At 71.5% G+C, this 23,739-nt stretch carries 19 protein-coding genes, 1 tRNA gene and 1 pseudogene; 15 read left to right on the top strand and 6 right to left on the bottom strand.

The genetic code is table 11. From position 1 onward, the window contains the following. Window positions 1–38 precede the first annotated feature (38 nt). Together ACIPK4_RS03140 and ACIPK4_RS03145 are read right to left on the bottom strand one after the other, a co-directional pair. A complete protein-coding gene (locus ACIPK4_RS03140) occupies window positions 39–2,108 on the bottom strand; it encodes a dynamin family protein (RefSeq protein ID WP_402308908.1) in 2,070 nt (689 codons plus the stop codon). Further along, window positions 2,108–3,976 (bottom strand): dynamin family protein, encoded by a 1,869-nt coding sequence (locus tag ACIPK4_RS03145; RefSeq protein WP_402308910.1) that lies wholly within the window; start codon window positions 3,974–3,976, stop codon window positions 2,108–2,110. Before ACIPK4_RS03145 ends, ACIPK4_RS03140 begins: the two co-directional genes overlap by 1 nt. Window positions 3,977–4,207: 231 nt before the next feature. On the opposite strand from ACIPK4_RS03145, the gene ACIPK4_RS03150 reads away from it, so the two are divergent. From ACIPK4_RS03150 to ACIPK4_RS03175, 6 genes are all read left to right on the top strand, one after another. Continuing rightward, window positions 4,208–5,245, top strand: a complete 1,038-nt coding sequence (locus ACIPK4_RS03150; RefSeq protein WP_376205004.1) for an ABC transporter substrate-binding protein — start codon at window positions 4,208–4,210, stop codon at window positions 5,243–5,245. A gap of 50 nt (window positions 5,246–5,295) precedes the next feature. Beyond that, window positions 5,296–6,228 (top strand): siderophore-interacting protein, encoded by a 933-nt coding sequence (locus ACIPK4_RS03155; RefSeq protein WP_402308912.1) that lies wholly within the window; start codon window positions 5,296–5,298, stop codon window positions 6,226–6,228. Window positions 6,229–6,370: 142 nt separating this feature from the next. Beyond that, window positions 6,371–7,852, top strand: a complete 1,482-nt coding sequence (locus ACIPK4_RS03160; protein ID WP_402308914.1) for a pyridoxal phosphate-dependent decarboxylase family protein — start codon at window positions 6,371–6,373, stop codon at window positions 7,850–7,852. Next, window positions 7,836–9,146, top strand: a complete 1,311-nt coding sequence (locus tag ACIPK4_RS03165) for a lysine N(6)-hydroxylase/L-ornithine N(5)-oxygenase family protein (protein ID WP_402308916.1) — start codon at window positions 7,836–7,838, stop codon at window positions 9,144–9,146. Before ACIPK4_RS03160 ends, ACIPK4_RS03165 begins: the two co-directional genes overlap by 17 nt. After that, window positions 9,143–9,730, top strand: a complete 588-nt coding sequence (locus tag ACIPK4_RS03170; protein WP_402308918.1) for a GNAT family N-acetyltransferase — start codon at window positions 9,143–9,145, stop codon at window positions 9,728–9,730. Before ACIPK4_RS03165 ends, ACIPK4_RS03170 begins: the two co-directional genes overlap by 4 nt. Next, complete coding sequence (locus ACIPK4_RS03175; RefSeq protein WP_402308920.1) at window positions 9,727–11,511, top strand: IucA/IucC family protein; 1,785 nt, start codon at window positions 9,727–9,729, stop codon at window positions 11,509–11,511. The genes ACIPK4_RS03170 and ACIPK4_RS03175 overlap by 4 nt, the downstream gene beginning before the upstream one ends. A 132-nt stretch (window positions 11,512–11,643) precedes the next feature. On the opposite strand, the gene ACIPK4_RS03180 is transcribed toward ACIPK4_RS03175, so the two are convergent. Further along, a complete protein-coding gene (locus tag ACIPK4_RS03180) occupies window positions 11,644–13,227 on the bottom strand; it encodes a beta-N-acetylhexosaminidase (RefSeq protein ID WP_402308922.1) in 1,584 nt (527 codons plus the stop codon). 51 nt (window positions 13,228–13,278) lie between these two features. Here ACIPK4_RS03180 and ACIPK4_RS03185 point away from each other — a divergent pair, with 51 nt between their 5' ends. From ACIPK4_RS03185 to glmS, 3 genes are all read left to right on the top strand, one after another. Beyond that, the gene (locus tag ACIPK4_RS03185; RefSeq protein ID WP_402308924.1) at window positions 13,279–14,184 is read left to right on the top strand and encodes a DUF4429 domain-containing protein; all 906 of its coding nucleotides are present in this window, start codon (window positions 13,279–13,281) and stop codon (window positions 14,182–14,184) included. Between the two features lie 118 nt (window positions 14,185–14,302). Then, window positions 14,303–14,578 carry a hypothetical protein gene (locus ACIPK4_RS03190; RefSeq protein WP_054220779.1) on the top strand — a complete coding sequence of 92 codons (276 nt, stop codon included), beginning with the start codon at window positions 14,303–14,305 and terminating at the stop codon, window positions 14,576–14,578. Between the two features lie 75 nt (window positions 14,579–14,653). Next, window positions 14,654–16,471, top strand: coding sequence for a glutamine--fructose-6-phosphate transaminase (isomerizing) (glmS, locus tag ACIPK4_RS03195; RefSeq protein ID WP_054220778.1), 1,818 nt, complete (start codon window positions 14,654–14,656; stop codon window positions 16,469–16,471). A gap of 99 nt (window positions 16,472–16,570) precedes the next feature. Here glmS and ACIPK4_RS03200 read toward each other — a convergent pair whose 3' ends face one another. Together ACIPK4_RS03200 and ACIPK4_RS03205 are read right to left on the bottom strand one after the other, a co-directional pair. Continuing rightward, window positions 16,571–17,140 carry a GPR1/FUN34/YaaH family transporter gene (locus ACIPK4_RS03200; protein ID WP_402308927.1) on the bottom strand — a complete coding sequence of 190 codons (570 nt, stop codon included), beginning with the start codon at window positions 17,138–17,140 and terminating at the stop codon, window positions 16,571–16,573. A 99-nt stretch (window positions 17,141–17,239) separates the two neighbouring features. Further along, window positions 17,240–17,770, bottom strand: coding sequence for a universal stress protein (locus ACIPK4_RS03205; protein WP_054220776.1), 531 nt, complete (start codon window positions 17,768–17,770; stop codon window positions 17,240–17,242). A 411-nt stretch (window positions 17,771–18,181) separates the two neighbouring features. On the opposite strand from ACIPK4_RS03205, the gene ACIPK4_RS03210 reads away from it, so the two are divergent. The 4 genes from ACIPK4_RS03210 to ACIPK4_RS03225 all read left to right on the top strand — a co-directional run bounded on the left by ACIPK4_RS03210 (window position 18,182) and on the right by ACIPK4_RS03225 (window position 20,950). Beyond that, entirely contained in the window at window positions 18,182–18,529 is a 348-nt protein-coding gene (locus ACIPK4_RS03210; RefSeq protein WP_402308928.1) for a hypothetical protein, read from the top strand. Window positions 18,530–18,903: 374 nt separating this feature from the next. Then, the gene (locus tag ACIPK4_RS03215; protein WP_054220775.1) at window positions 18,904–20,076 is read left to right on the top strand and encodes a helix-turn-helix domain-containing protein; all 1,173 of its coding nucleotides are present in this window, start codon (window positions 18,904–18,906) and stop codon (window positions 20,074–20,076) included. A 92-nt stretch (window positions 20,077–20,168) separates the two neighbouring features. Beyond that, window positions 20,169–20,771, top strand: a complete 603-nt coding sequence (gene orn / locus ACIPK4_RS03220; RefSeq protein ID WP_054220774.1) for an oligoribonuclease — start codon at window positions 20,169–20,171, stop codon at window positions 20,769–20,771. 106 nt (window positions 20,772–20,877) lie between these two features. Further along, window positions 20,878–20,950: transfer RNA gene (locus tag ACIPK4_RS03225), tRNA-His, on the top strand. A 91-nt stretch (window positions 20,951–21,041) separates the two neighbouring features. Here the strand turns inward: ACIPK4_RS03225 and ACIPK4_RS03230 are convergent. Continuing rightward, window positions 21,042–21,863, bottom strand: a complete 822-nt coding sequence (locus tag ACIPK4_RS03230; RefSeq protein ID WP_402308929.1) for an NAD(P)H-binding protein — start codon at window positions 21,861–21,863, stop codon at window positions 21,042–21,044. Window positions 21,864–21,980: 117 nt separating this feature from the next. Here ACIPK4_RS03230 and ACIPK4_RS03235 point away from each other — a divergent pair, with 117 nt between their 5' ends. Together ACIPK4_RS03235 and ACIPK4_RS03240 are read left to right on the top strand one after the other, a co-directional pair. After that, a complete protein-coding gene (locus tag ACIPK4_RS03235; RefSeq protein ID WP_402308930.1) occupies window positions 21,981–22,484 on the top strand; it encodes a MarR family winged helix-turn-helix transcriptional regulator in 504 nt (167 codons plus the stop codon). Window positions 22,485–22,629: 145 nt separating this feature from the next. Then, window positions 22,630–23,673: pseudogene (locus ACIPK4_RS03240) on the top strand (MFS transporter); the annotation flags it as partial. Window positions 23,674–23,739: the final 66 nt, after the last annotated feature.

Raw genomic sequence — 23,739 nt, forward strand, 5'->3', positions numbered from 1 at the left:
CGGGCCCAGGAGGGGGCCGGCGGTCGTCCGCGTCCCGGCTACGCCTGTTCCCGCTCCGCGTCGGAGACGAACGGCTGCAGGAAGTGCGCGATGTGCTGCTCGACGTCGGTGATCCGCTGCTCGAACGCGTAGAGCTGGTCCCGCATGCCCGTCTTGTCCTGCTCGTCCTGCCGGGACTCCTCGATGTTGCGCTGGACGATGCCGATGAGGTCCTGGAGCTGGAGGTGGAGCGTTCCGCTGATTCCGCCCCACATCTCGCGCAGGTCGGCCGAGCGGCTGCCCGCGTACTGGCGGGCGGTCTGGGCCGCCGAGTCCTTCACGTGGGCCGCGAACTCCTCGGCCGCGCGCGTCTGCAGCTTGCCGTCGGCGAAGAAGACCGCCCCCGAGGCCAGCAGCGGCCCGATCGCGGCGCCGATGGCCACTGCCACGCCGACCGGCGGAACGGCCAGGCCCAGGCTGATCAGACCGGCCGCCGCGGCCGCGGTCGTCCCGCCGGCGACCACCGCGCCGCCGCCCGCGCCGAGCGCCATGAGGGAGCTGGGGCGGAACATCAGCGGCACGTCGTCGCGGCGGCGGGGCCCGTCGCGTCCGTTGCCCTTGCCCGCCGCGATGGCCAGCGTGTAGATCAGGTAGTTCTGGTCCCGCTCCGACTGTGAGCCGGTGAGTTCCGCGCGCAGCTTGTCGAGGAGGTTCGCGTGCGCCCGGATCAGCGGTTCCAGCTGGCGCACCAGATCGGCCTGCCGCTGCTCGATGACCTGGTCGAGCTCCTGCGCGCAGAACACCTGCATGTGTTCCTGGAGCCGGACCGTGTACGCGTCCATCAGCTCGTGCTGGGCGGCGACGCGGCCGCCCTTGGTGAAGGACCGGATGGCCCGGCTCAGGCGTCCCGGGCCGCTCGTGAGGTGCCACTCGCCGATCTCGCGGCTGACCTCGGTCAGGAACGCGGCGAACCTCAGCTGGAGTTCGTTCTCGATGCCCTGGATCTTGCCGCTGACGATGTCGCGGATCGCGTCGGCGCTGGCGCGCAGCTGGTCCTGGGTGGACTGGCTGCGGTCGAGGAGCTCGCGCAGCTCCGCCGTCGACTTCATCAGGATCGCGCCCTCGTCGTGCAGGCGCACGCGCAGGTTGACGGCGTTGTGGCGCAGGAACTCGGCGAGCCGGACGAACTTCACCCGGGCCGCGTCGCGCATGCAGAAGACCTCCAGCGCGGACTCCAGCGCTCCGATCCCCGAGGCCGCCAGCTGCGCCTCGTCCCCGTCGATCCGGGACCGCAGGGCCTGCAGGGCGCTGACGAAGAAGACGTTGGCGGCGGCCGTACCGGATTCCCCGGCGAGCTCGGCGACCGCGTTGCGGCAGCGGCTCATCACCTCCGCCCGTTCCTCCTCCTCGATCCGGTCGAACTGGTTCACGACGAAGAAGATGTCGCGGTGTCCCAGCTTCCGGACCCGGGTGAGGTAGTTCTCGGTCTCGTGGAGGGTGAACGGCCGTCCGGCGTCGGTGACGAACACGACGGCGTCCACCTCCTCCAGGTACCGCAGGGTGACCAGCTCACGGTCGGAACTCTCGTTGATCCCGGCCGAGTCCACGATCTCGACTGACCTGCGCAGCAGCTCCAGCGGCTGCTCGACGACGGCCAGCGCGAAGGACGGGGTCCGGGGTGCGCCCTTCGCATCGATCTGGAGGGCGACCTCCCGCTTGAACTCCTCCGTCGTGACGGCCGTCTCGGCGCCCCGCCGGTCCCCGTCCCGGTACAGCCAGGCCCGCTCGGTCTCACCCCAGCGCAGGACGGTGGTGAAGGCGGTGGCCGGATTGGCCTTGGTGGGCAGCAGCCGCTTGCCCAGCAGGGCGTTGATCAGGGTGCTCTTGCCGCTGCTGAACTCGCCGATCACCATGATCCGGAAGGTCTCGCGCTCGAAGACCGCCCCGTTGATGCCGAGGTCCAGTGGCCCGCCCGGGGTGCCCGGCGGGGCTATGACGACCGCGGCCTCGCCGGCCACCTGCTGGAGGCGCTGGTAGTACGAGCGCAACGTGCCGATGTTCTCGCTCCAGCCGCGGAACTGCGCGGCCGGTGACTCCTGTCCGGCCGGCCGCCGGTTCTCGTGTGCCATCAGGCCCCTTCCAGGGGTGAGAGGTGGGCGTGCACGGAGCGGCTCAGCGTGCGCGCCGTGCTCTGCAGTGAACGCCAGTGGTCCAGGGACTCCGGCCGGGCGGCGACGGCCGTCGTGTGCAGCCGCCACCACTGCTCGTCGCGGTCCCGCGCCTGGTCCAGCAGGTGGTCGTACACCTGGCCGATGCGCGCCTCGGTCCGTGCCACCTGCTCCGCGAACGCCGCCTGGACGATGCGTTCCAGGTCGTCGATGGCGCGTTCGCGGCGCTCCGCCTGGCCGTGTTCGAGCGCCTCCGTCACGAGCGCCGTACCGGCCGCGCCCGCGATCTGCCCCACGGCCTCGGCGGACATCGGCGTCAGCACGCTCTCGATGGCGGTGCCGACGAACTCCGGCAGCCAGGAGGCGTCCCAGCCGGTCGCGCTGCGCGACTCCGCGGCGGCGGCCTCCTCGGCGACTCGGGGCAGGGCCGCGGCCGGTACGACCCGCCCGGCGCCGGGGGCGGCCAGCCCCTGGAAGAGTTCCTCGCCGGGCCGGTTGCGGAGCAGGGCCTCCCGCAGCCGGCGGATGTCCCCTTCGAGCGCCCGGTCGACGGCCCCGGTGATCCACGCCTCGAAGTGCTGGAGTGCCTCGGCGGTGTACGGGACCGCGTGGAGGCGTATGAAGTGCTGCTCCTCCGGTGTGTCCAGCATCGCGGAGAAGCGGGCGGCGAGTTCGCGGGCCGCGGCGGCCCGCCGCCTGCGCGCCTCGGCGGCGATCGTCTGGACGAGGGTGGCGCGCCACTCCCCCGCGTCGGCGCTGAGCACGATCCAGTGGAAGCGGGCGCTCTCGTGGGCCGTGTGCCAGATCTGGGCGGCCCGCGTCCGGACCGGGTCGGGCCGGTGCACGTCCGCGAGCGCCCGCCCGGCGGCCTCCTCCACGAGGGCGCAGGTGGCGGCGAGGAGGTGCAGTCTGCGGATGGTCCGCAGCGCTCGGCGCAGGCGGATCCCGGCCAGGTGGCCCAGGACCGCGCGGAGCGGGTCGACGCCGTCGGGCTCCCCGGCCCCGGGGGCCGCGCCGGGCGCGGGGACCGGTCCGGGCGCGGGGACCGGTCCGGGCAGTACCAGCGCCTCGGGGGCCAGGACCGAGACGAGGTGGTTGACGCGGCGCATGATGTCCGCCGCTTCGTCGTCGACCTCGGCGAGCTTGGTGACGACGACGGCGAGTGGAGGGCTGTGCGGGGCGGCGGCGAGCGCCTTGATCCGGGCCTGTTCGGTGGCGAGCATCGCGCGGCGCGCCTCGGTGACGACGACCACCACGTCGCAGTCGCCGACGATCCGGGCGAGGGCGGCGGTGTCGGGCTGCCGGATTCCGGACCAGCCCTCCCAGCCGGGGGTGTCGACGAGCTCCACGCCGGTACGGGCCGCCCAGGCGCCGGAGGGGACCTCAACGCGTACGGTACGGAGGCCGGACCCCGGGCCGGCGGACCGGCCGGATCCCGCGGGTGCGGCGGGCGCTGAGGAACCGTCGGCCCCCGGGGCCCCGGCGGCCCCTAAGTACTCCCCGGACTCCCCCGGCTCCTCCGGCTCCCCCCGCTCCTCCGGCCCTCCCGGCTCCGCGGCGTACGGGCGCACCACCACGGGCGGGCCGTCCGTCGGGTGTACGGACACCGGCACGCACACCGCGCCGATCAGCTCGTTCACGAGGCGGGACTTGCCGACGTTGCTGCCGCCGATCACGCATATCCGGGCTCGCGGGGATTCCGCTCGGCGGGCGGTGCGGCGGATCAGCGAGGCGGCCGAGTCCGCCCCGGCGCGGTCGGCCAGCAGGGCGACCTGTTCCGCGAGTTCGCCCTGTCGCAGCTCACGCCCGTGCTCGTCCGTACCGGCCACAGCGCCGCCACCCCACCCCGTCGGGACCTCCTGGCAGGGCCATGATGCCAACGGATGGAGCCGGGCGCCCCCGGTTCGGCGGGAAGGTCCCGCGTACGCGCCGGGGAGGCGCGGGGGAGAAGGAGCCCAAGCAAACTTAGGCCCGCCTTACCAACTTCAGACAAGGTTAGGCTAACCTTCCCTGAGAACGGCCCAGTGGCCGCCCGGCAACGCATGAAAGCGGACAGAGACATGCCCAAGTCCCGTACCCCCTACCTCTCCCGCCGAGGTCTCATCGCGGCCGGTGGCGCCCTCGGCCTCGTCGCGGCCCTCACCGCGTGCGGCGGATCCGACGCGAAGGACGGGGCGGGCGACAAGGACAAGGGCGCCGCCGCGTCCGGCCCCTGGACCTTCAAGGACGACCTCGGCAAGGACATCAGCCTCAAGGCGAAGCCGAAGAACATCGTCGCGTTCACCGGGACCGCCGCCGCGCTGTACGACTACGGCATCCAGGTCAAGGGGGTCTTCGGGCCGACCAGGACCGCCGACGGCAAGGCCGATGTCCAGGCCGGCTCGATGGACATCTCCAAGGTCGAGATCCTCGGCAACGTCTACGACGAGTTCAACGTCGAGAAGTACGCGGCCCTCCAGCCCGACCTGCTCGTCACCAACACCTGGGACGGCACCTACTGGTACGTGCCCGAGGCCTCCAAGGACAAGATCCTGAAGCTGGCCCCGGCCGCCGCCGTCGGCGTCGGCGGCGACGTCTCCATGGACAAGGCCCTGGAACGCACCGCGGACCTCGCCAAGTCCCTCGGCGCCGACATGAACGCCAAGTCCGCCGCCGACGGCAAGGCCCGCTTCGACGCCGCCGCCGCCAAGGTCCGCGAGGCCACCAAGGCCAACCCGGGCATCAAGGTCCTCGTCGGCTCCGGCTCCGCCGACCTGTTCTACGCCTCCTCCCCCGACACCTCGGCCGACCTGAAGTACTTCAAGTCCCTGGGCGTCGAGTTCGTCACCCCGGACAAGCTGGGCGAAGGCAACTTCTTCGAGAGCCTGAGCTGGGAGAACGCCGGCAAGTACAAGGCCGACCTGGTCCTGCTCGACAACCGCACCGGCACGCTGCAGCCGGAGGAGCTCAAGGCCAAGCCGACCTGGGCCGAGATGCCCGCCGTCAAGGCCGGCCAGGTCGCCCCGCGCGTGACCGAGCCCATCTACTCGTACGACAAGTGCGCCAAGGTCCTGGAGGACCTCGCGAAGGCGATCCAGAACGCCAAGAAGGTCAGCTGACCCTCGACGCCCGGACCAGGCGCCGCTTCCACTCCCAGGGGGACCTCCGCATGACCGCCACCGCATCCGACGCCACCGCCTCCGACGCCGCGTCCGACGCCGCCCCGGCCGCAGCCCACTTCCGGTTCTTCGAGCTCGAAGTGCTCCGCACCCGTCGGATCGGCCACTCGTTCCTGCGGGTCACGTTCGGCGGAGAGTCCCTCGCGGGCTTCCGCTCGGGCGGCTACGACCAGAGCCTCTCGCTCTTCCTGCCGCCCGAGCACGAGGAGCACACCGTGCTCCCGTCCACCGACGAGGACACCTGGTTCGGCGCCTGGCGCGCCGTGCCCGACGCCGACCGGCCGGTGATGCGCTCGTACACCGTGCGCGAGCAACGCCGTACGCCCGGGGGCGTGGACGAGGTCGACATCGACTTCGTCCTGCACGGGGATGCGTCGCCCGCGTCCCGCTGGGCCGGGCGGGCCGTGACCGGGCGCCGGATCATGGCGATCGGCCCGGCCGTCGCGGAGAACAAGTCCGTACGGTTCCAGCCGCCGGCCGCCACCGACGCACTGCTGATGTACGCGGACGAGACGGCGCTCCCGGCCGCCGCCGCGATCCTGGACCGGCTCCCCGCCGGCACCCCGGTCGCGGCCTGGTTCGAGGTCCCGCACCCCGACGACCGGCTCGTCCTGCCGACCCCCGCCGACGCGGACATCACCTGGATCGTGCGGGAGGGCGGCACGGGCAAGGAGCGCGTCGAGCGCGTGCTGGAGGTGCTCCGGGCGGCCGGACCGCCGGTCGCCGAGGCTCCGTACGCCTGGCTCGCGGGCGAGGCCGGCACGGTGCGGGCGGTCCGCCGGCACCTCGTGCAGGAACGTGCCGTCGACCGGCGCGCCGTGCGGTTCACCGGCTACTGGCGCCTGGGCGCGAGCGAGGAGGAACTCCTCGCCGAGGCGTACGCGGGCCAGGCCGCCAGCGAGGACTCCACGTCCGAGCTGTAGTCAACTCCCCTTTTCCACAACGGTTTTCAGCGATGGGCCCCGGCTTTTGGCCGGGGCCCATCGCCATTTGGTGCGTAGGTTAGGTTAGGCTAACCTAAGGCTCTTCCCCGCCCCTCTTCCCCACCTGCCCGGAGGAACGTTGATGCGCTCGCATCTGCTGAACGAGACGACCGCAGACCTCTACCGGCGTTCCGTCACCGAAGGCGTCGAGCGCGTGGCGGCCAAACTCGCGACCACGCAGCGCCCCCACACGGGGATTTCCGTCGACGAACTCGCCCCGCTCATCAACGGGATCGACCTGGACCGGCCGCTCGATGACCCGGCCGCCGTCCTCGACGAACTGGAAGACGTCTACCTGCGCGACGCGGTGTACTTCCACCACCCGCGCTACCTGGGCCACCTCAACTGCCCGGTCGTCATTCCCGCCGTCCTCGGCGAGGCCGTCCTGTCGGCCGTCAACTCCTCCCTGGACACCTGGGACCAGTCCATCGGCGGCACGCTCATCGAGCGCCGCCTGATCGACTGGACCGCCCGGCGCATCGGCCTCGGCCCGGACGCGGACGGCGTCTTCACCTCCGGCGGCAGCCAGTCCAACTTCCACGCGCTGCTGCTGGCTCGCGACGAGGCCTGCCGCAAGGTCATGCAGAGCGGCGACCGCCCGCTCGCCAAGTCCGAGGTCCTGCCCCGGCTGCGCATCTTCACCTCCGAGGCAAGCCACTTCAGCGTCAAGAAGTCGGCCGCCATGCTCGGGCTCGGCTACGAGGCCGTCATCGCCGTCCCGGTCGACCGCAACCGCCGCATGGACACCTCCGTGCTCGCCCTGGAGCTGGAGAGCTGCATCCGCGAGGGCCTGTTCCCGATGGCCGTCGTCGCCACCGCCGGTACCACCGACTTCGGGTCCATCGACCCGCTCCCCGAGATCTCCCGCCTGGCCGCCGAGCACTCCGCCTGGATGCACGTGGACGCCGCCTACGGCTGCGGACTGCTGGTCTCCCCGACCCGCCGGCACCTCCTCGACGGCATCGAGCACGCCGACTCCGTCACCGTCGACTACCACAAGTCGTTCTTCCAGCCGGTCAGTTCCAGCGCCATGCTGGTGCGCGACCGCGACACCCTCAAGCACGCCACGTACCACGCGGACTACCTCAACCCCCGCCGCATGGCGCAGGAGCGGATCCCGAACCAGGTCGACAAGTCCATCCAGACCACCCGCCGCTTCGACGCGCTCAAGCTCTGGATGACCCTGCGCACCATGGGCGCCGACGGCCTCGGCTCGCTCTTCGACGAGGTCATCGACCTGGCCGCCGCCGGCTGGGAGATCATCGAGGCCGATCCGCGCTTCGAGGTCGTCGTCCGCCCGCAGATCTCCACCCTGGTCTTCCGGTACGTGCCCGGGGGCGAGGTCCGCAAGGACCTCGTCGACGAGGCCAACCTGCACGCCCGCAAGGCGCTGTTCGCCTCCGGCGAGGCCGTCGTCGCCGGCACCAGGGTGGACGGCGACCACTACCTGAAGTTCACGCTCCTCAACCCGCAGACCACGACGGCCGACATCGCGGCCGTCCTCGACCTCCTCGCGTCCCACGCCGAGCAGTACCTGGGAGAATCCCTTGTCCACGCCTCGTGAGCCCCGCCGCCCCTTCGACTTCATCGGTATCGGCCTCGGTCCCTTCAACCTGGGACTCGCCTGCCTGACCGCACCGATCGGCGAGCTGGACGGCCTCTTCATCGAGACGAAGCCGCACTTCGAGTGGCACGCCGGGATGTTCCTGGACGGCGCGCACCTGCAGACGCCGTTCATGTCGGACCTGGTCACCCTGGCCGACCCGACCTCGCCCTTCTCCTTCCTGAACTACCTGAAGGACAGGGACCGGCTGTACTCCTTCTACATCCGGGAGAACTTCTACCCGCTGCGGACGGAGTACAACGACTACTGCCGCTGGGCCGCCGACCGCCTCGACAACGTGCAGTACTCCACCTCGGTTACGGAGGTCACGTACGACGAGCGAGCCGGGCTGTACGAGGTCCACACCGACCGCGGCGAGACCCACCTGGCCCGCCGGCTGGTCCTGGGCACCGGCACCCCGCCGTTCGTCCCGCAGGCCTGCGCCGGACTGGGCGGCGACTTCACGCACAACTCCGCGTACGTGCAGAACAGGGCGGAGCTCCGGCAGAAGAAGTCGATCACGCTCATCGGCTCCGGCCAGAGCGCCGCGGAGATCTACTACGACCTGCTGTCCGAGATCGACGTCCACGGCTACCAGCTCAACTGGGTCACCCGCTCCCCGCGGTTCTTCCCGCTGGAGTACACGAAGCTGACGCTGGAGATGACCTCCCCGGAGTACGTGGACTACTTCCACGCCCTCCCCGAGGAGACCCGCTACCGGCTGGAGACCCAGCAGAAGAACCTCTTCAAGGGCATCGACGGCGAGCTCATCAACGCCATCTTCGACCTGCTGTACCAGAAGAAGGTCAGCTCACCGGGCCCGGTCCCCACCACCCTGCTGACCAACACCTCACTGAACTCGGCCGCGTACGACACCACCACGGGCGTCTACACCCTGGGGCTGCGCCAGGAGGAGCAGGAGCGGGACTTCTCGCTCTCCACCGAGGGCCTGGTCCTCGCGACGGGGTACAAGTACACGCTGCCGGAGTTCCTGAACCCGGTGCGCGACCGCCTCGTCTTCGACGGCCACGGCCGCCCCGACGCGGCCCGCAACTACAGCATCGACGTCACCGGCCGCGGGGTGTTCCTCCAGAACGGCACGGTGCACAACCACTCCATCACCTCGCCCGACCTGGGCATGGCCGCGTACCGCAACGCGTACATCGTCGGCGAGCTCCTCGGCCGCGAGTACTACAAGGTCGAGAAGTCCATCGCGTTCCAGCAGTTCGCGGCCCCGGAAGGCATGCACGCATGAGCACCACCACCGAAACCCTCTACACGCGCAGCGACGCCGTCCTCGGCACCTTCGCGATCCGCCCGCTGGACCCCTTCGCCGACGCGGAGCTGCTCCACGGCTGGGTCACGCACCCCAAGGCCTCCTTCTGGATGATGCAGGACGCCTCGCTGCCGGACGTCGAGCGCGAGTACATGAGGATCGCCGCGGCCGAGCACCACGACGCCTTCATCGGCCTCCACGAGGGCCGCCCGGCCTTCCTGATGGAGAAGTACGACCCGAGCAGGCTGGAGCTGGTCGGCCTGTACGAGGCGCAGCCCGGCGATGTCGGCATGCACTTCCTCGTCGCGCCGACCGAACGGCCCCTGCACGGGTTCACCCGCGCCGTGATCACCACGGTGATGGCCGCGCTGTTCGCCGACCCGCAGACCGCGCGGGTGGTGGTGGAGCCGGACGTGGAGAACACGGCGGTGCACGCCCTGAACGAGGCCGTCGGCTTCGTCGCCGACGGCCCGGTGCACAAGCCCGAGAAGACGGCCCTGCTGAGCTTCTGCACCCGTGCGCGGTTCGAGGCCGCCACCGGCCTGACGGGAGGGTCGATATGAGCCTCACCGACGCGATCTCGCACCTCTCCCCCGAGCTGTGGGCCCGGGCGAACCGGGCGCTGGTCCGCAAGGCCCTGGCCGAGTTCTCGCACGAGCGCCTGCTGACCCCGAAGCCGCTGGGCGACGCGGCGTACTCGGTGTCGAGCGACGACGGCTCGGTCGAGTACCGCTTCACGGCCGCCCGCCACGCCCTGGACCACTGGGCGGTGGACGAGGCCTCGGTCACCCGCCTCAAGGACGGCGTCGAGCTGCCCCTGGACGCCCTCGACTTCCACATCGAGATGCGCGAGGCCCTGGGCCTGAGCGCCGAGGTCCTGCCGGTCTACCTGGAGGAGATCTCCTCGACCCTGGCGGGCTCGGGCTTCAAGTACACGAAGCCGCAGGTCCCGGCGGCGGTCCTGGCGAAGTCCTCGTTCCAGGACATCGAGACGGGCATGACCGAGGGGCACCCCTGCTTCGTGGCCAACAACGGCCGGCTGGGCTTCGGCGTGCACGAGTACCTCTCGTACGCCCCGGAGACGGCGAGCCCCGTCCACCTGGTGTGGGTCGCGGCCCGCAAGGACGTCTCCACCTTCACTGCCGGCGCGGGCCTGGACCACGACGCGTTCATGCGCGCCGAGCTGGGCGAGGAGGCGATCGCGGGGTTCGAGGCCAGGCTGTCCGCCCTGGCCCTGGACCCGGCGGACTACCACTTCCTGCCGGTCCACCCCTGGCAGTGGTGGAACAAGACCACGGTCACCTTCGCGGCCGAGATCGCGAACCGCCGCCTGGTCCTGCTGGGCGAAGGCTCGGACGCGTACCTCGCGCAGCAGTCCATCCGTACGTTCTTCAACACCAGCGCCCCGGGGAAGCACTACGTCAAGACGGCGATCTCGGTGCTCAACATGGGCTTCATGCGCGGGCTGTCCGCCGCGTACATGGAGGCCACCCCGGCGATCAACGACTGGCTGCACCAGCTGATCGAGGGCGACGAGGTCCTGCGGTCGGTGGACTTCTCGATCATCCGCGAGCGTGCGGCGATCGGCTACCACCACCGCCAGTACGAGCGCGCCACCGACCGCTACTCGCCCTACCGCAAGATGCTGGCCGCCCTGTGGCGCGAGTCGCCGGTGCAGTCGCTGAAGGAGGGCGAGCGCCTGGCGACCATGGCCTCGCTGCTGCACGTGGACGCCGAGGGCCGGTCCTTCGTCGGCGCGCTCATCGAGGAGTCGGGACTGACCCCGGCGCAGTGGCTGCACCACTACCTGCGGGCGTACCTGGTCCCGCTGCTGCACTGCTTCTACCGGTACGACCTGGCGTACATGCCGCACGGCGAGAACACGATCCTCGTCATCGAGAACGGCGTGGTGAAGCGGGCGATCTTCAAGGACATCGCCGAGGAGATCGTTGTCATGGACCCGGACGCGGTCCTGCCGCCGGCGGTCGAGCGGATCAAGGCCGACATCCCGGAGGACATGAAGCTCCTGTCGGTCTTCACGGACGTGTTCGACTGCTTCTTCCGCTTCCTGGGCTCGATCCTGGCCACCGAGGGCATCTGTGAGGAGGACGTCTTCTGGAAGGCCGTCGCCGACTGCGGTCACGCCTACCAGGACTCCATGCCGGCCCTGGCAGAACGTTTCGCCCGCTATGACCTGTTCGCCGAGGAGTTCCAGCTGTCCTGCCTGAACCGGCTCCAGCTGCGCAACAACAAGCAGATGGTGGACCTCGCCGACCCGGCGGCCGCCCTCCAGCTGGTCGGCACCCTCAAGAACCCCGTCGCGCCGTACGCAGCGCGGCGGTGATCAAGGGGGCGGGTGCGCTGTCGAATACGGTCCCTCGACAGCGCACCCGCCCCTGCTCCTGCTGCCCGGGGCGCGTCCGCGAAGTCCTGACCGGCCCTCTTCGCGGACGCGCCCCGGGCCCTCCCGCTTCCCCTACTGCCAGGGGACGTCCGGGGCCCGGTAGTACGTGATGTCCTGGGCCTCCAGCCTGGGGGCCTGGGCCGCCAGCCGGGTGCGGTACTCCGTCCAGTCGCGGGGAGCCCGGCTCCATCCCAGTTCCGCGAGGCCCAGGACCCGGGGGAAGGCCATGAACTCCAGGTCGGTGCGGGTCGCGACGGTCTCCGTCCACAGCGGGGCCTCGACGCCGAGCACGGCGGATTCCGGGACCCCGGCGGCGGCCAGGTACGTTCCCGGGTCCCAGTCGTAGGCCCTGCGCACCGGGACGAAGCCCGCCCACGCCAGGCCCGGCTTCGTGGACGGGTCGTACTTCATGTCCAGGTACAGCCGGTCCGCGGGCGAGAGGACCAGCGGATGCCCCGCCTTCGCCGCCGCGGCCACCGCCGCCTTCTCGGTCGCCGCGGTCCTGTCGTGGCCCCAGTACTGGAGCACCGCCCCGGGCGCCGGACGGGCCGTCGCCAGCTGGTGCCAGGCCACCACCGTCTTGCCGTGGCGCCCCACGATCTCCTGGGCGCGGTCCATGAACGCCGCGTAGTCCGCCGCCGGAGTCGAGTGCGCCTCGTCGCCGCCGATGTGCAGGTAGCGGCCCGGCGTCAGTTCGGCCAGCTCGCCGAGCACGTCGTCGACGAACTCGTACGTCCGCTCCTCTCCGACGCACAGCGAGCTGAAGCCGACCTTGACGCCGGTGTAGCGCTCACGGGCCTTCCCGTCGCAGTTCAGTTCCGCGTACGAGGCCTGGGCCGCGTTCACGTGCCCCGGCATGTCGATCTCCGGGACCACGTCCACGTACCGCTCGCCCGCGTACGCCACCAGATCCCGGTACTGGTCCTTCGTCCAGTACCCGCCCGGCCCGCCGCCCACCTCGCTGCCGCCCCCGTACTCCGCCAGCCGCGGCCAGGAGTCGATCGCGATCCGCCAGCCCTGGTCGTCGCTCAGGTGCAGGTGCAGCGTGTTGACCTTGTACTGGGCGAGCTGGTCGACGTACCGCTTGACCTGCTCGGCCGTGAAGTGGTGCCGGGCGATGTCGAGCATCGCCCCCCGGTACGCGAAACGGGGCGCGTCGGTGATCTCGCCTCCGGGTACCGTGCCCGGGCCGGCCGGCGGCAGCAGCTGCCGCAGCGTCTGCCCCGCGTGGAACAGCCCCGACGGGGTGGCCGCGGTCAGCGTGACCCCGTCCGGGCCGGATTCCAGCCGGTACCCCTCGGAGCCGGTCCCTGCGGCCCCCTCGTCGAGGCGCAGCCGGATCCCGTCCCCGCCGGCCCCGCCGACCACCGGCAGCGGGAGCCCGCTGGGACCCCTGAGCTGCTGCGCGAGGAGCTCGCCGACCCGGCGGACCTCCTCGCCGCCGGTCGGGCCGGTACGGATGACCGTGCCCGCGCCCAGGGCGTACCCGGGGCCCCCGGCGCGGGCGGAGGCGGGCGCCGGCAGGAGCTGCGCGTAGGGGGCGAGGAGGGCGGGGCGCGCGTCGCCGGGTCTGGCGTCGCCGCCGGGGGACGCGGCGCAGGAGGCGGCCGCGCCGAGGACGAGGAGGGTGCCGAGCGTGCGTCGCAGGACTCTCATAGGGCAGGTATAGGCCAACTGGCCTGCCGGGGGCGGTGCGAGAATCGACGGATGGCGGAAATCATCCAGAAGGACGGCACATGGACCTTCGACGGCGACGCGGTGCGCATCGTGCCCGGCCGCGACAAGGGGGTGGGGCTGCTGCGCCAGACGCTGGGCGAAGTGGTCGTCCCGCTGCGCGCGCTCGCCGGCATCAGCCACGAACCGGGCCGCAGGAGCGGCCGGTTGAGGCTGAAGCTGCGTGAGGGGGCCGACCCGCTGCTCCAGGTGACGGGCGGGCGGCTGCCCGAGGCTTCCGATCCGTACCGGCTGACGGTGGACGCGGACCGCACCGGCGTGGCGGAGTACTTCGTGGACGAGGTGCGCAACGCGCTGCTGCTCGACCAGGTGGACGCCGGCCCGGCGGACGCGTACCTGCTGCCCGGGCCGCCCGTGCCGATCTCGGTGGCCGCCGGTGACGGGACCGTGGCCTTCGACGGGGACCGGGTGGCCCTGGACTGGAACTGGACGACGGAGGAGGCCAAGAGCTCCGGCGGCCCGCGCGAGTTCCGCGTCGCGGACCTGCGGACGGTGGAGTGGTCCCCGTCGAAGGGCCTGGACAACGGATGGATCCGGTTCACGCTGGCGGGCGCCCCGGCCGCTCCCGCGCCCAAGTACGACCCGTACACGGTGGAGCTGTTCGGCTTCAAGAAGGACCCGCTGATGGCGCTCGTCGCGGCGGCCGTGGCGGTACGGATGCCCCATCCCCGGGATGCCGCGTCCCCCGCCGAGGCCGTCCCGTCCCTGTCCCCGGCGCCGGTGCCGGAGCTCGCGGCCTCGGCTCCCGAGCCGACGGCCCCCGAGGACCACGACGCGCTGCTGCGCCGGCTGCGCGAGCTCGGCGAGCTGCACCAGGGCGGCATCCTCACGGCCGAGGAGTTCGCCGCGGCCAAGCAGGCCGTTTTGCGTCGTTTCTAACCGTTTACCCTCCTTCAGTGACCGGATTTACGCCTTCCACTGGTCTGGACCAGATGGATCCTGCCCGATTTCGGGCAGGATCTTTGCGTTCCCGGCCGTAGCCCGTCAATATCTACGAGTGCTCGACCGCCACCCGTCACATGACGATCTCGTCGACCACCTGGTGCGCAGCACCGCGCTGCAGCGCGGGGAGGCCGCCCGGGTGGTGCTCGACGTGCTCGCGTACTTCGACGAGACCACCGAGGAATTCGTGCGCCGCCGCCACCGTGAGCTCCAGTCCGGCGGCGCGGTCAACGCGGAGATCTTCGAGCGGATCGCGGCCGAGCTGCCGCACCGCGCCGTGGCGCCGCCGGAGCTCTCGCTCCGGCAGCTGCGCCGCATCGTCTACGGCTGAGCGACAGACCGGCCGACGGCAGGCGCGGCGACAAGAGCGGCAAGGGCAACCGAACTTCAGGAGGGGCAAGACTTTATGTGCGGAATCGTGGGTTACATCGGCAAGCGTGACGTGGCACCGCTGCTGCTGGAAGGCCTGCAGCGACTGGAGTACCGCGGGTACGACTCCGCGGGCATCGTCGTCAACAGCCCGAAGTCCCCCGCGCTCAAGGTGGTCAAGGCCAAGGGCCGTGTCCGCGAGCTGGAGTCCCGGGTGCCCAAGCGCTTCGCCGGCACCACCGGCATCGCCCACACCCGCTGGGCCACCCACGGCGCGCCGAGCGACATCAACTCGCACCCGCACCTGGACCCCGAGAGCAAGGTCGCGGTCGTCCACAACGGCATCGTCGACAACGCCGCCGAGCTCCGCGCCAAGCTGGAGTCCGAGGGCGTCGTGTTCGTCTCGGAGACCGACACCGAGGTGATCGTCCACCTGATCGCCCGCTCCCAGGCCGACACCCTCGAGGAGAAGGTCCGCGAGGCCGTCAAGGCGATCGAGGGCACGTACGGGATCGCCGTCATGCACGACGACTTCGCCGACCGCATCGTCGTGGCCCGCAACGGCTCGCCCGTCATCCTCGGCATCGGCGAGAAGGAGATGCTCGTCGCCTCCGACGTGGCCGCGCTGATCGCCCACACCCGCCAGGTCGTGACCCTGGGCGACGGCGAGATGGCCACCCTCAAGGCCGACGACTTCCGCACCTACACCACCAGCGGCACGAAGACCACCGCCACCCCGGAGACCGTGGAGTGGGAGGCCGCCTCGTACGACATGGGCGGCCACGACACCTACATGCACAAGGAGATCTCCGAGCAGCCCGACGCGGTCGACCGCGTGCTGCGCGGCCGGATCGACGACCGCTTCAACACCGTGCACCTGGGCGGCCTGAACCTGGACCCGCGCGAGGCGCGCGGCATCCGCCGCGTCAAGATCCTGGGCTGCGGCACCTCGTACCACGCGGGCATGATCGGCGCCGGCCTCATCGAGAGCATGGCCCGCATCCCCGCGGACGCCGAGCCGGCCTCCGAGTTCCGCTACCGCAACCCGGTCGTGGACCCCGACACCCTGTACATCGCCGTCTCCCAGTCCGGCGAGACGTACGACGTGCTGGCCGCCGTGCAGGAGCTCAAGCGCAAGGGCGCCCGCGTCCTCGGCGTCGTCAACGTGGTGGGCTCCGCCATCGCCCGCGAGGCCGACGGCGGCGTGTACGTGCACGCCGGTCCCGAGGTCTGCGTCGTCTCCACCAAGTGCTTCACCAACACGGTCGTGGCCTTCGCGCTGCTCGCCGTGCACCTCGGCCGGATCCGGGACCTGTCGGTCACCGACGGCAAGCGGATCATCGAGGGCCTGCGCAAGCTGCCGGCGCAGATCCAGGAGATCCTCGAGGGCGAAGAGGACATCAAGAAGCTGGCGGCCGAGTACGCGGAGGCCAAGTCGATGATGTTCATCGGCCGCGTCCGCGGCTACCCGGTGGCCCTGGAGGCCTCCCTCAAGCTGAAGGAGATCTCCTACATCCACGCCGAGGCCTACCCGGCCTCCGAGCTCAAGCACGGCCCGCTCGCGCTCATCGAGCCGGCGATGCCGACGGTCGCGATCGTCCCGGACGACGACCTGCTGGAGAAGAACCGCGCCGCGCTGGAGGAGATCAAGGCCCGCAGCGGCCGGATCCTGGCGGTCGCCCACCGTGAGCAGGAGAAGGCCGACCACACGATCGTCGTGCCCAAGAACGAGGACGAGCTCGACCCGATCCTGATGGGCATCCCGCTGCAGCTGCTGGCGTACCACACGGCCCTGGCCCTGGGCCGGGACATCGACAAGCCGCGCAACCTGGCGAAGTCCGTCACCGTCGAGTAGCCGACGGGGCGCGCCCGCTCGGCGCATGGAACGGCCCCCGGGATTCCCCCGGGGGCCGTTCCCGTACGCCGGCACGCCGACCCGGCCGGTCCGCGGCGCTCAGCCCGCGGCGACCGCGCCCCTGCGGGAGGCCTTGCCCAGTGCCATGGGCCAGTGGGCCAGCGCCGCCGTGGCGCCGTACCAGAACATCAGGCCGGAAACGGCGGCCGCCCAGCCTGCGGCCTTGGCGAGCCCGCCGCTGTCCGCGAAGGAGCCGACCGCGAGGAGCAGCAGGGAGAGGGTGAGCAGGGCGTACGCGCCCTGACCGAAGAGTCCGCTCGACGCGCTGACGGTGAGGGTCAGCGCCAGCAGGGCGAAGAGGACCAGGAACAGTCCGGCGGCGTGTGCCGAAACCTTTCCGTCCGCCCCCGAGGCCCAGGTGAACCAGAAGGCGCCGAGGCCCGCGAACGCCGTGCCGTTGAAGCCGTTGCCGCCGCGGAATTCCAGGACTCCGAGGACGAACAGGGCGAGACCGCCGACGTAGGTCGCGAGTGACACGGAGTTGGCAGCGGACACGCCGCTGACGATGGCGGTGTGGCCGATACCGAATGCGAGAAGGGTCAGACCCAGGGCTATGTTCCCGAGGGTCGAGGTCGAGGCCGTGCTTCCCGCAGAGACACCATTGTCCACGGCGGGCTCCCTTCGATCTGCAGTTGTTTGCTGCGTCCCAGCAGCACTTATCTACCCTTTACATGGGGGTTCACAACCGCACAATCGACATACAGGGGGTTACGGAATGACAACAACCGGTCGCTGTGCGCGCTTGGCCAGCCGGCCCGCCACGGACCCGAAGATCCGGCCGACGATCCCGTGGGTGGAGCCGACCACGATGGCGTCCGCCGAGTACTCCCGGCCGACCTCCTCCAGCTCGTGGCAGATGTCCCCGCCCCGCTCGACCAGGATCCACGGCACCTCGGTCAGGTAGTCCGCGCAGGCGAGCTCCAGCCCCAGCACCTCGGTGCGGTGGTCCGGGACGTCCACGAAGACGGGTGGCTCGCAGCCGGCCCACACGGTGGTGGGCAGCCGGTTGGCCACGTGCACGATGATCAGGCCGGATCCGGAGCGGCGGGCCATGCCGATCGCATAGGCCAGGGCTCGCTCACTGGACGTGGAGCCGTCGAAACCCACCACGACCCCGTGCCGGAAGGCCGGATCGCAGGGATGACGCGTCTGTTCCACCGCGCGCAGGTCGCTCGACGTGTGGTCGGCGAGCGGTTTGCGCTTGCGGTCCGCGGGTTCGTGGAATTCGTGACCGGCCATGGATGTCTCGGCGAAGAGGTCCTCGGGGGAAGGGACAAGGCGACGGGGCGACATTGGGCGGAAGTACCGATTGAAAAATGACGACTCAGGGTGACGGAGCTCTGTCCGGGAAGCATCTTCCCAAGCCCATACCCACCAGGGTACGGCGACACTCCTGTCCTGCACAGGGCATGCCGCCCTTGGAGAGCGTCCCAGGGAGCATGCCGGAGCGAGGGCTCCTTGGCAATGGCCGCTGTCCCCTACAGGCAGTGACGGGCCGCCGCGCGCGCCACCCGTGCGCGCAGTGACCGAGCCCCGCCGCGCGCCGTTGGACAGGCGTCCGACCGTCCAGGAAGAGCCCGCAGGGAGCACGCCGTGCCCGGCCATCCGGTTCACCCCGTCCAGCCCGCTCAGCCGACCGTTCACCCGTCCGTGCAGCCCGGCAGACGCCCCCACGACGACCCCGCGGGTGACGTGGTGCGCTGGGCCGCCTTCAGCTGCCTGCTCGTGCCGGTGGTGCTCGTCGTCTACGGAGCCTCCTTCGGCGGGGCCGCCGTCGCGACCCTCGGGCTGGTCGCGGTCACCGCGGCGTGCAGGGCGATGCTGCGCTACTCGGAGAAGGCGGAGCGGGCCGCCGCCCTGGTGCTCGTGGAGGAGCGGGTGCCGCCCGGCCCCGGGCGCCGCCGGCATTCGCGCACCGGGGCCGGCTCCGGACCCGGTCCGGGGAGCCGGGCGCGCCGCGGCTGCTACACGTCCGGTGGATTTTCCTCAGGGGACTGACTGATTCGCACACCCACACCCGCATGTTTTCAGCCAACTTCCCGGAACAGTGCCGGTCTTGCCGGAATGCCCCCTCAACCCCTCCACCACCAGCGACGACAGACCCAGGGGGGCCTGGAGACCCTACGGGTACTGGCCATGGCCGGAGGGCAAGCTTCCCACTTCGGTAGCGGAGTGGAAGGCTTCCTGATCGAATGCTTTTCGCCAAGTTGCCAAGTCGACATAGCGCTGCGTGCTGAACTTGTCACGCCGACACCACGGGACGCAGTAGATTCGATCATGTATTTACGGCGGGGGATCCACGTGCAAGGCCGAGGGGAAACGTGCAGGTGCGACCAGACCAAGGAGTCGCGACACCCAAGGGGGGCTTAGCCATGAGCCAGGATTCCACCGCCGTCATTGCGGACGCCGGCAGGAAACTCGCGGGGCGTCGCCGCAGGGAGATCGTCGCGGTGCTGCTGTTCAGCGGCGGCCCGATCTTCGAGAGCTCCATTCCACTTTCCGTGTTCGGCATCGACCGGCAGGACGCGGGAGTTCCACGCTATCGACTGCTCGTGTGCGCCGGGGAGGAAGGTCCGCTGCGGACCACCGGCGGACTCGAGCTCACCGCGCCGTACGGGTTGGAGGCGATCGCCCGGGCAGGCACGGTCGTCGTTCCCGCCTGGCGCTCGATCACTTCACCGCCGCCGCCGGAGGCGCTCGACGCACTGCGTCTGGCGCACGAGGAGGGCGCCCGGATCGTCGGACTGTGCACGGGGGCCTTCGTGCTCGCCGCCGCCGGTCTGCTGGACGGCCGGCCCGCGACGACGCACTGGATGTACGCGCCGACGCTGGCCAAGCGGTACCCGTCCGTCCATGTCGATCCGCGCGAGCTGTTCGTCGACGACGGCGACGTGCTCACGTCCGCGGGCACCGCGGCCGGAATCGACCTGTGCCTGCACATCGTGCGCACGGACCACGGCAGTGAGGCGGCCGGGGCACTGGCCCGCCGGCTCGTCGTCCCGCCGCGGCGCACGGGCGGCCAGGAGCGCTACCTCGACCGGTCGCTGCCGGAGGAGATCGGCGCCGACCCGCTCGCCGAGGTCGTCGCCTGGGCGCTGGAGCACCTCCACGAGCAGTTCGACGTGGAGACGCTCGCCGCCCGCGCGTACATGAGCCGGCGCACCTTCGACCGGCGGTTCCGCTCGCTCACCGGCAGCGCGCCGCTCCAGTGGCTGATCACCCAGCGGGTGCTCCAGGCCCAGCGGCTGCTGGAGACCTCCGACTACTCGGTCGACGAGGTCGCCGGGCGCTGCGGGTTCCGCTCGCCGGTCGCCCTGCGCGGACACTTCCGGCGGCAGCTGGGGTCCTCCCCGGCCGCCTACCGCTCGGCCTACCGGGCCCGCCGGCCGCAGGCCGACGTGTCCCAGGTGACCGAGATGCCGGGGAGCCCGCTCCCGCACCAGCGCACCCCGCAGCCCCAGCGGGCGGCGGCGGCGCTGGCCGCGGCCGGCCCGACGGTGACGGAGCTGTACGCCCCCAACCGGGTCCTGCGCGAGCACGCGTAGCCCCCGCCAGGGGCATTGCCCGACGAAGGTCCCCCGCATCGGTCCTCACCGAAGCGGGGGACCTTCCGCATAATCCGCATAAGCTGGGCCGCATGAACGATCGCATGGTGTGGATCGACTGCGAGATGACCGGGCTCTCGTTGACGGACGACGCACTTATCGAGGTGGCCGCACTGGTCACCGACTCGGAGCTCAACGTGCTCGGCGAAGGCGTGGACCTCGTGATCCGCCCGCCGGACAGGGCCCTGGAGACCATGCCCGACGTGGTGCGCGAGATGCACACCGCCTCCGGGCTGCTCGACCAGCTGGCCGACGGGATCACCCTCGCGGACGCCGAGGCCCAGGTCCTGGCGTATGTACGGGAACACGTCAAGGAACCCCGCAAGGCTCCGCTGTGCGGGAACTCGGTCGGCACCGACCGCGGTTTCCTGCTGCGTGACATGCCCGCGCTGGAGAGCCACCTGCACTACCGGATCGTGGACGTGTCCTCGGTGAAGGAGCTGGCGCGCCGCTGGTACCCGCGGGCCTACTTCAACAGTCCGCCGAAGAACGGCAACCACCGGGCGCTCGCGGACATCAGGGAGTCCATCGCCGAGCTGCGCTATTACCGGGAGGCGGTCTTCGTGCCCCAGCCGGGGCCCGACTCGGACACCGCCCGGGCGATCGCCGCCAAGCACACCCTGTCCGCCGAATAGGACCCGGCAGGACCCTCCGGAGGCGGGGCGGGGAAAAGGAGTGCGCGAGCACCCTCCCGGACCCTGTACCCTTTTCTTCGGCCGGTCGGTTTTCCGACCGGACATGGTGGGTGTAGCTCAGTTGGTAGAGCACCTGGTTGTGGTCCAGGTGGCCGCGGGTTCAAGTCCCGTCACTCACCCTGCGAGAGGGCCCCGGTACGCGAAAGCGGACCGGGGCCCTTTGCGTTGTCCGGCCCGGGCGCCTCCCCGGCGATCCGCGCCCCTGCCGGGCTAGCCCCGGAAGGCGTCCGCGTGGTCCCGGGCCCAGGTGTCGAAGCTGCGGGCCGGGTGCCCGGTGAGGTGCTCCACGGTGTCGGTGATCTGGACCGGGAGGCCGTCGCCGGCGGCCCAGTAGTCCAGGAGCGCGTCGGCATAGGGGCCGGGTATGTACCCGTCGACCTCGGACTTCCACTCCTGCGGGGTCACCGACTCGAAGGGCACCGGGGCTCCCAGGACCCCGCCGAGTATCGCGAGCTGCGTCGCGAACGTCAGCGACTGCGGGCCGGTCAGGTGGTAGGCGCGCCCGCCGAGGGCCGGGTCGCTGAGGACGGCGGACGCGGCCTCGGCGAGGTCGGCCTCATGGACCGGGTCACCGTGGGAACCCGGGTAGGGCAGACGGATCGGGCGGCCGGACTTCAGCGACCGGGCCCAGCCGAGGGCGTTGCGCGCGAACGCCCCGGGGCGCAGCAGGGTGGTGCGCAGCGGGGAGGCCTTCAGAGTCTCTTCCACGGCGAGATGAGCGGCGGCCAGCGGGCTGTCGGCGGCGCCGGGGCCCAGCACCGAGGAGGAGGACAGGAGCACGACGTGCTCGACTCCTGCGGAGACGGCCTCGTTGACGAAGGCTTCGATCGCGGAGGCCTCGGCGTAGAGGAAGACCGACCGGATTCCGGCCAGGGCGGCGGGGAAGGTCGAGGGATCGCCGAGGTCGCAGTGGACCGTGCCCGGTGTGTCCGGTGCCCGGGAGGCGAGGCGGTGAGGGATGTCGCGGGCGGCGAGGAGAGGGGCGAGGCCACGGGCGACGGCGCCGCGGGCGCCGGTGACGAGGATCGACATGGCGGGTTCCTGCTTCCTGTTCCGGAGCGTGTTTCACGCTAGGATATGAACGTGGCACAGATTCTGCACGACAAACATTCTGCGCCACACAGATAAATTTCAGGCAGGGAGACGCCGATGTCAACCGATTCCCCTCGTTCGAGTGAGACCCGCGAGCAGTGGAGCCGCGCCGAGCTGCTCGCGCGCATCGTCACCGAGAGCCAGCGGCACTACGCCGACTACTCGCTCTTCAACCAGGCGATGGCCGACCACGTCGGCCTGCACCCCACCGACATGCAGTGCGTCGCCCTCCTCGACATGGAGCCCGGCCCCGTCAGCACCGGCGACATCGCCCGCCTCACCGGCCTGACCTCGGGCTCCGCCACCCGCCTCGTCGACCGGCTGGTCAAGGCCGGCATCGTCGAGCGGCACGCCGACCCCCACGACCGGCGCCGCTCCCTCGTCTCCCTCGCCCCCGAGGCCCGACAGCGGATCGGCGCGGCCTGGGACACCCCCGGCCGGGCCTTCGGCGCCGTCCTGGAGAGCTACTCCGACTCCGAACTCGCCGTCATCGCCGACTACCTGCACCGGGCCGCCGAGGTCGGCCGATCCCAGGCCCAACGCCTGAACTCCGGCGGCTGAGCTCCCCCGACCGGACTCCCCCGGTCCGGGCCCGCGGGCACCCGGGGCCTACCGAAGCGCACGTTCCCCGGATACGGTCCCGCCCAACGGGCAACGCAGCGCGCCGGAGACACGGGAGGGTCGGCGTGCGGATGGAGGTTGCCCCGTGTCCGCATCCGGTTCCGGATCCACGTCCGCCGCTCCCGGCGGCTTCCGCGGAGTCTTCGCGCTCGGCGGGACCGCCCTGCCCGTCCACGCGCTCCTCGCGCGACTGCCCGCCGCGCTGTGCCCCATCGGGACGCTCCTGCTCGTCAACGAACGCGACGGCATCGGCGCCGCCGGGGCCGTCGCGGCCGCCCTCTGGCTCGGCCAGGCCCTCGGCGGCCCGGTCATCGGCCGGCTCGCCGACCGGCGCGGCCACCGCCCCGTCCTCCTCGCCGCCTGCGGTGCGAACGCCGTCGTCCTCGCCGCCCTCGTCGCGGCCGTCCTCGGCGGACTGCCGCTGTCCGCCCGGCTCGTGCTCGCCGTCGCCGCCGGACTCACCGTCCCCCAGGTCGGCCCGCTGGCCCGGGCCCGCTGGGTGCACCTGGCGCGGGGGGACGGGGCCCTGCTCGGCGCGGTCCTGTCCTTCGACACCACCCTCGACGAGATCGGGTTCATGCTCGGGCCCGCCCTCGCCGGGATCCTGGCCGTGACCGTGCACCCGGCCTCCGCGCTCGTGCTCGCAGCCGGGCTGATCCTGGTCTTCGGGACCCTGTTCGCCGTCCATCCGAGCGCGCCCGGCCCTCAGGCCGCCCCGCGCGCCGGTACGCGGGCCGACGTACGGCTGTGGTCGCCGGACCTCGCGCTGCTGTGCGCCATGGCCGTGCTGCAGGGCGCCGCGTGGAGCGCGGCCAACACCGGGGTCAACGCCCTGGCCGACTCACTGGGCACGCCGGGGGCCGCCGGGCTGGTGTGGGCGTCGATGGCCGTGACCAGCTCGATCGCCGGTTTCGTGACCGTCGCCCGGCCGGGGGCCGCGGACCTCTCCGTACGGCTGCGCCGGACCATCGCCGTGCAGGCGGCGCTGACCGTGCCGCTGCTCGCCGTGTCGGGGCTGCCCGGCGCGACGTGCGCCGTCGCCGGGATCGGGCTGGCCGTGGCCCCTCATCTGATCGCGCTGTTCGGGCTCGTCGAGCGGGCGGCTCCGCCCCAGCGGATGGGCGAGGCCATGACGATGGCGGGAAGCAGCCTGATCATGGGCCAGGCGCTGGCCGCCGCGGCCGCCGGGCCACTG

The organism is Streptomyces sp. NPDC086989, from assembly GCF_044745505.1.
In the GTDB taxonomy this organism is placed as follows: Bacteria; Actinomycetota; Actinomycetes; order Streptomycetales; family Streptomycetaceae; genus Streptomyces.

Excerpts from the sequence above, each read along its gene's own strand:
- ACIPK4_RS03140 (WP_402308908.1), bottom strand. The coding sequence starts at position 2,108 with ATGGCACACGAGAACCGGCGGCCGGCCGGACAGGAGTCACCGGCCGCG.
- ACIPK4_RS03150 (WP_376205004.1), top strand. The coding sequence starts at position 4,208 with ATGCCCAAGTCCCGTACCCCCTACCTCTCCCGCCGAGGTCTCATCGCG.
- ACIPK4_RS03155 (WP_402308912.1), top strand. The coding sequence starts at position 5,296 with ATGACCGCCACCGCATCCGACGCCACCGCCTCCGACGCCGCGTCCGAC.
- ACIPK4_RS03160 (WP_402308914.1), top strand. The coding sequence starts at position 6,371 with ATGCGCTCGCATCTGCTGAACGAGACGACCGCAGACCTCTACCGGCGT.
- ACIPK4_RS03170 (WP_402308918.1), top strand. The coding sequence starts at position 9,143 with ATGAGCACCACCACCGAAACCCTCTACACGCGCAGCGACGCCGTCCTC.
- ACIPK4_RS03175 (WP_402308920.1), top strand. The coding sequence starts at position 9,727 with ATGAGCCTCACCGACGCGATCTCGCACCTCTCCCCCGAGCTGTGGGCC.
- ACIPK4_RS03180 (WP_402308922.1), bottom strand. The coding sequence starts at position 13,227 with ATGAGAGTCCTGCGACGCACGCTCGGCACCCTCCTCGTCCTCGGCGCG.
- ACIPK4_RS03185 (WP_402308924.1), top strand. The coding sequence starts at position 13,279 with ATGGCGGAAATCATCCAGAAGGACGGCACATGGACCTTCGACGGCGAC.
- glmS (WP_054220778.1), top strand. The coding sequence starts at position 14,654 with ATGTGCGGAATCGTGGGTTACATCGGCAAGCGTGACGTGGCACCGCTG.
- ACIPK4_RS03205 (WP_054220776.1), bottom strand. The coding sequence starts at position 17,770 with ATGGCCGGTCACGAATTCCACGAACCCGCGGACCGCAAGCGCAAACCG.
- ACIPK4_RS03215 (WP_054220775.1), top strand. The coding sequence starts at position 18,904 with ATGAGCCAGGATTCCACCGCCGTCATTGCGGACGCCGGCAGGAAACTC.
- orn (WP_054220774.1), top strand. The coding sequence starts at position 20,169 with ATGAACGATCGCATGGTGTGGATCGACTGCGAGATGACCGGGCTCTCG.
- ACIPK4_RS03230 (WP_402308929.1), bottom strand. The coding sequence starts at position 21,863 with ATGTCGATCCTCGTCACCGGCGCCCGCGGCGCCGTCGCCCGTGGCCTC.
- ACIPK4_RS03235 (WP_402308930.1), top strand. The coding sequence starts at position 21,981 with ATGTCAACCGATTCCCCTCGTTCGAGTGAGACCCGCGAGCAGTGGAGC.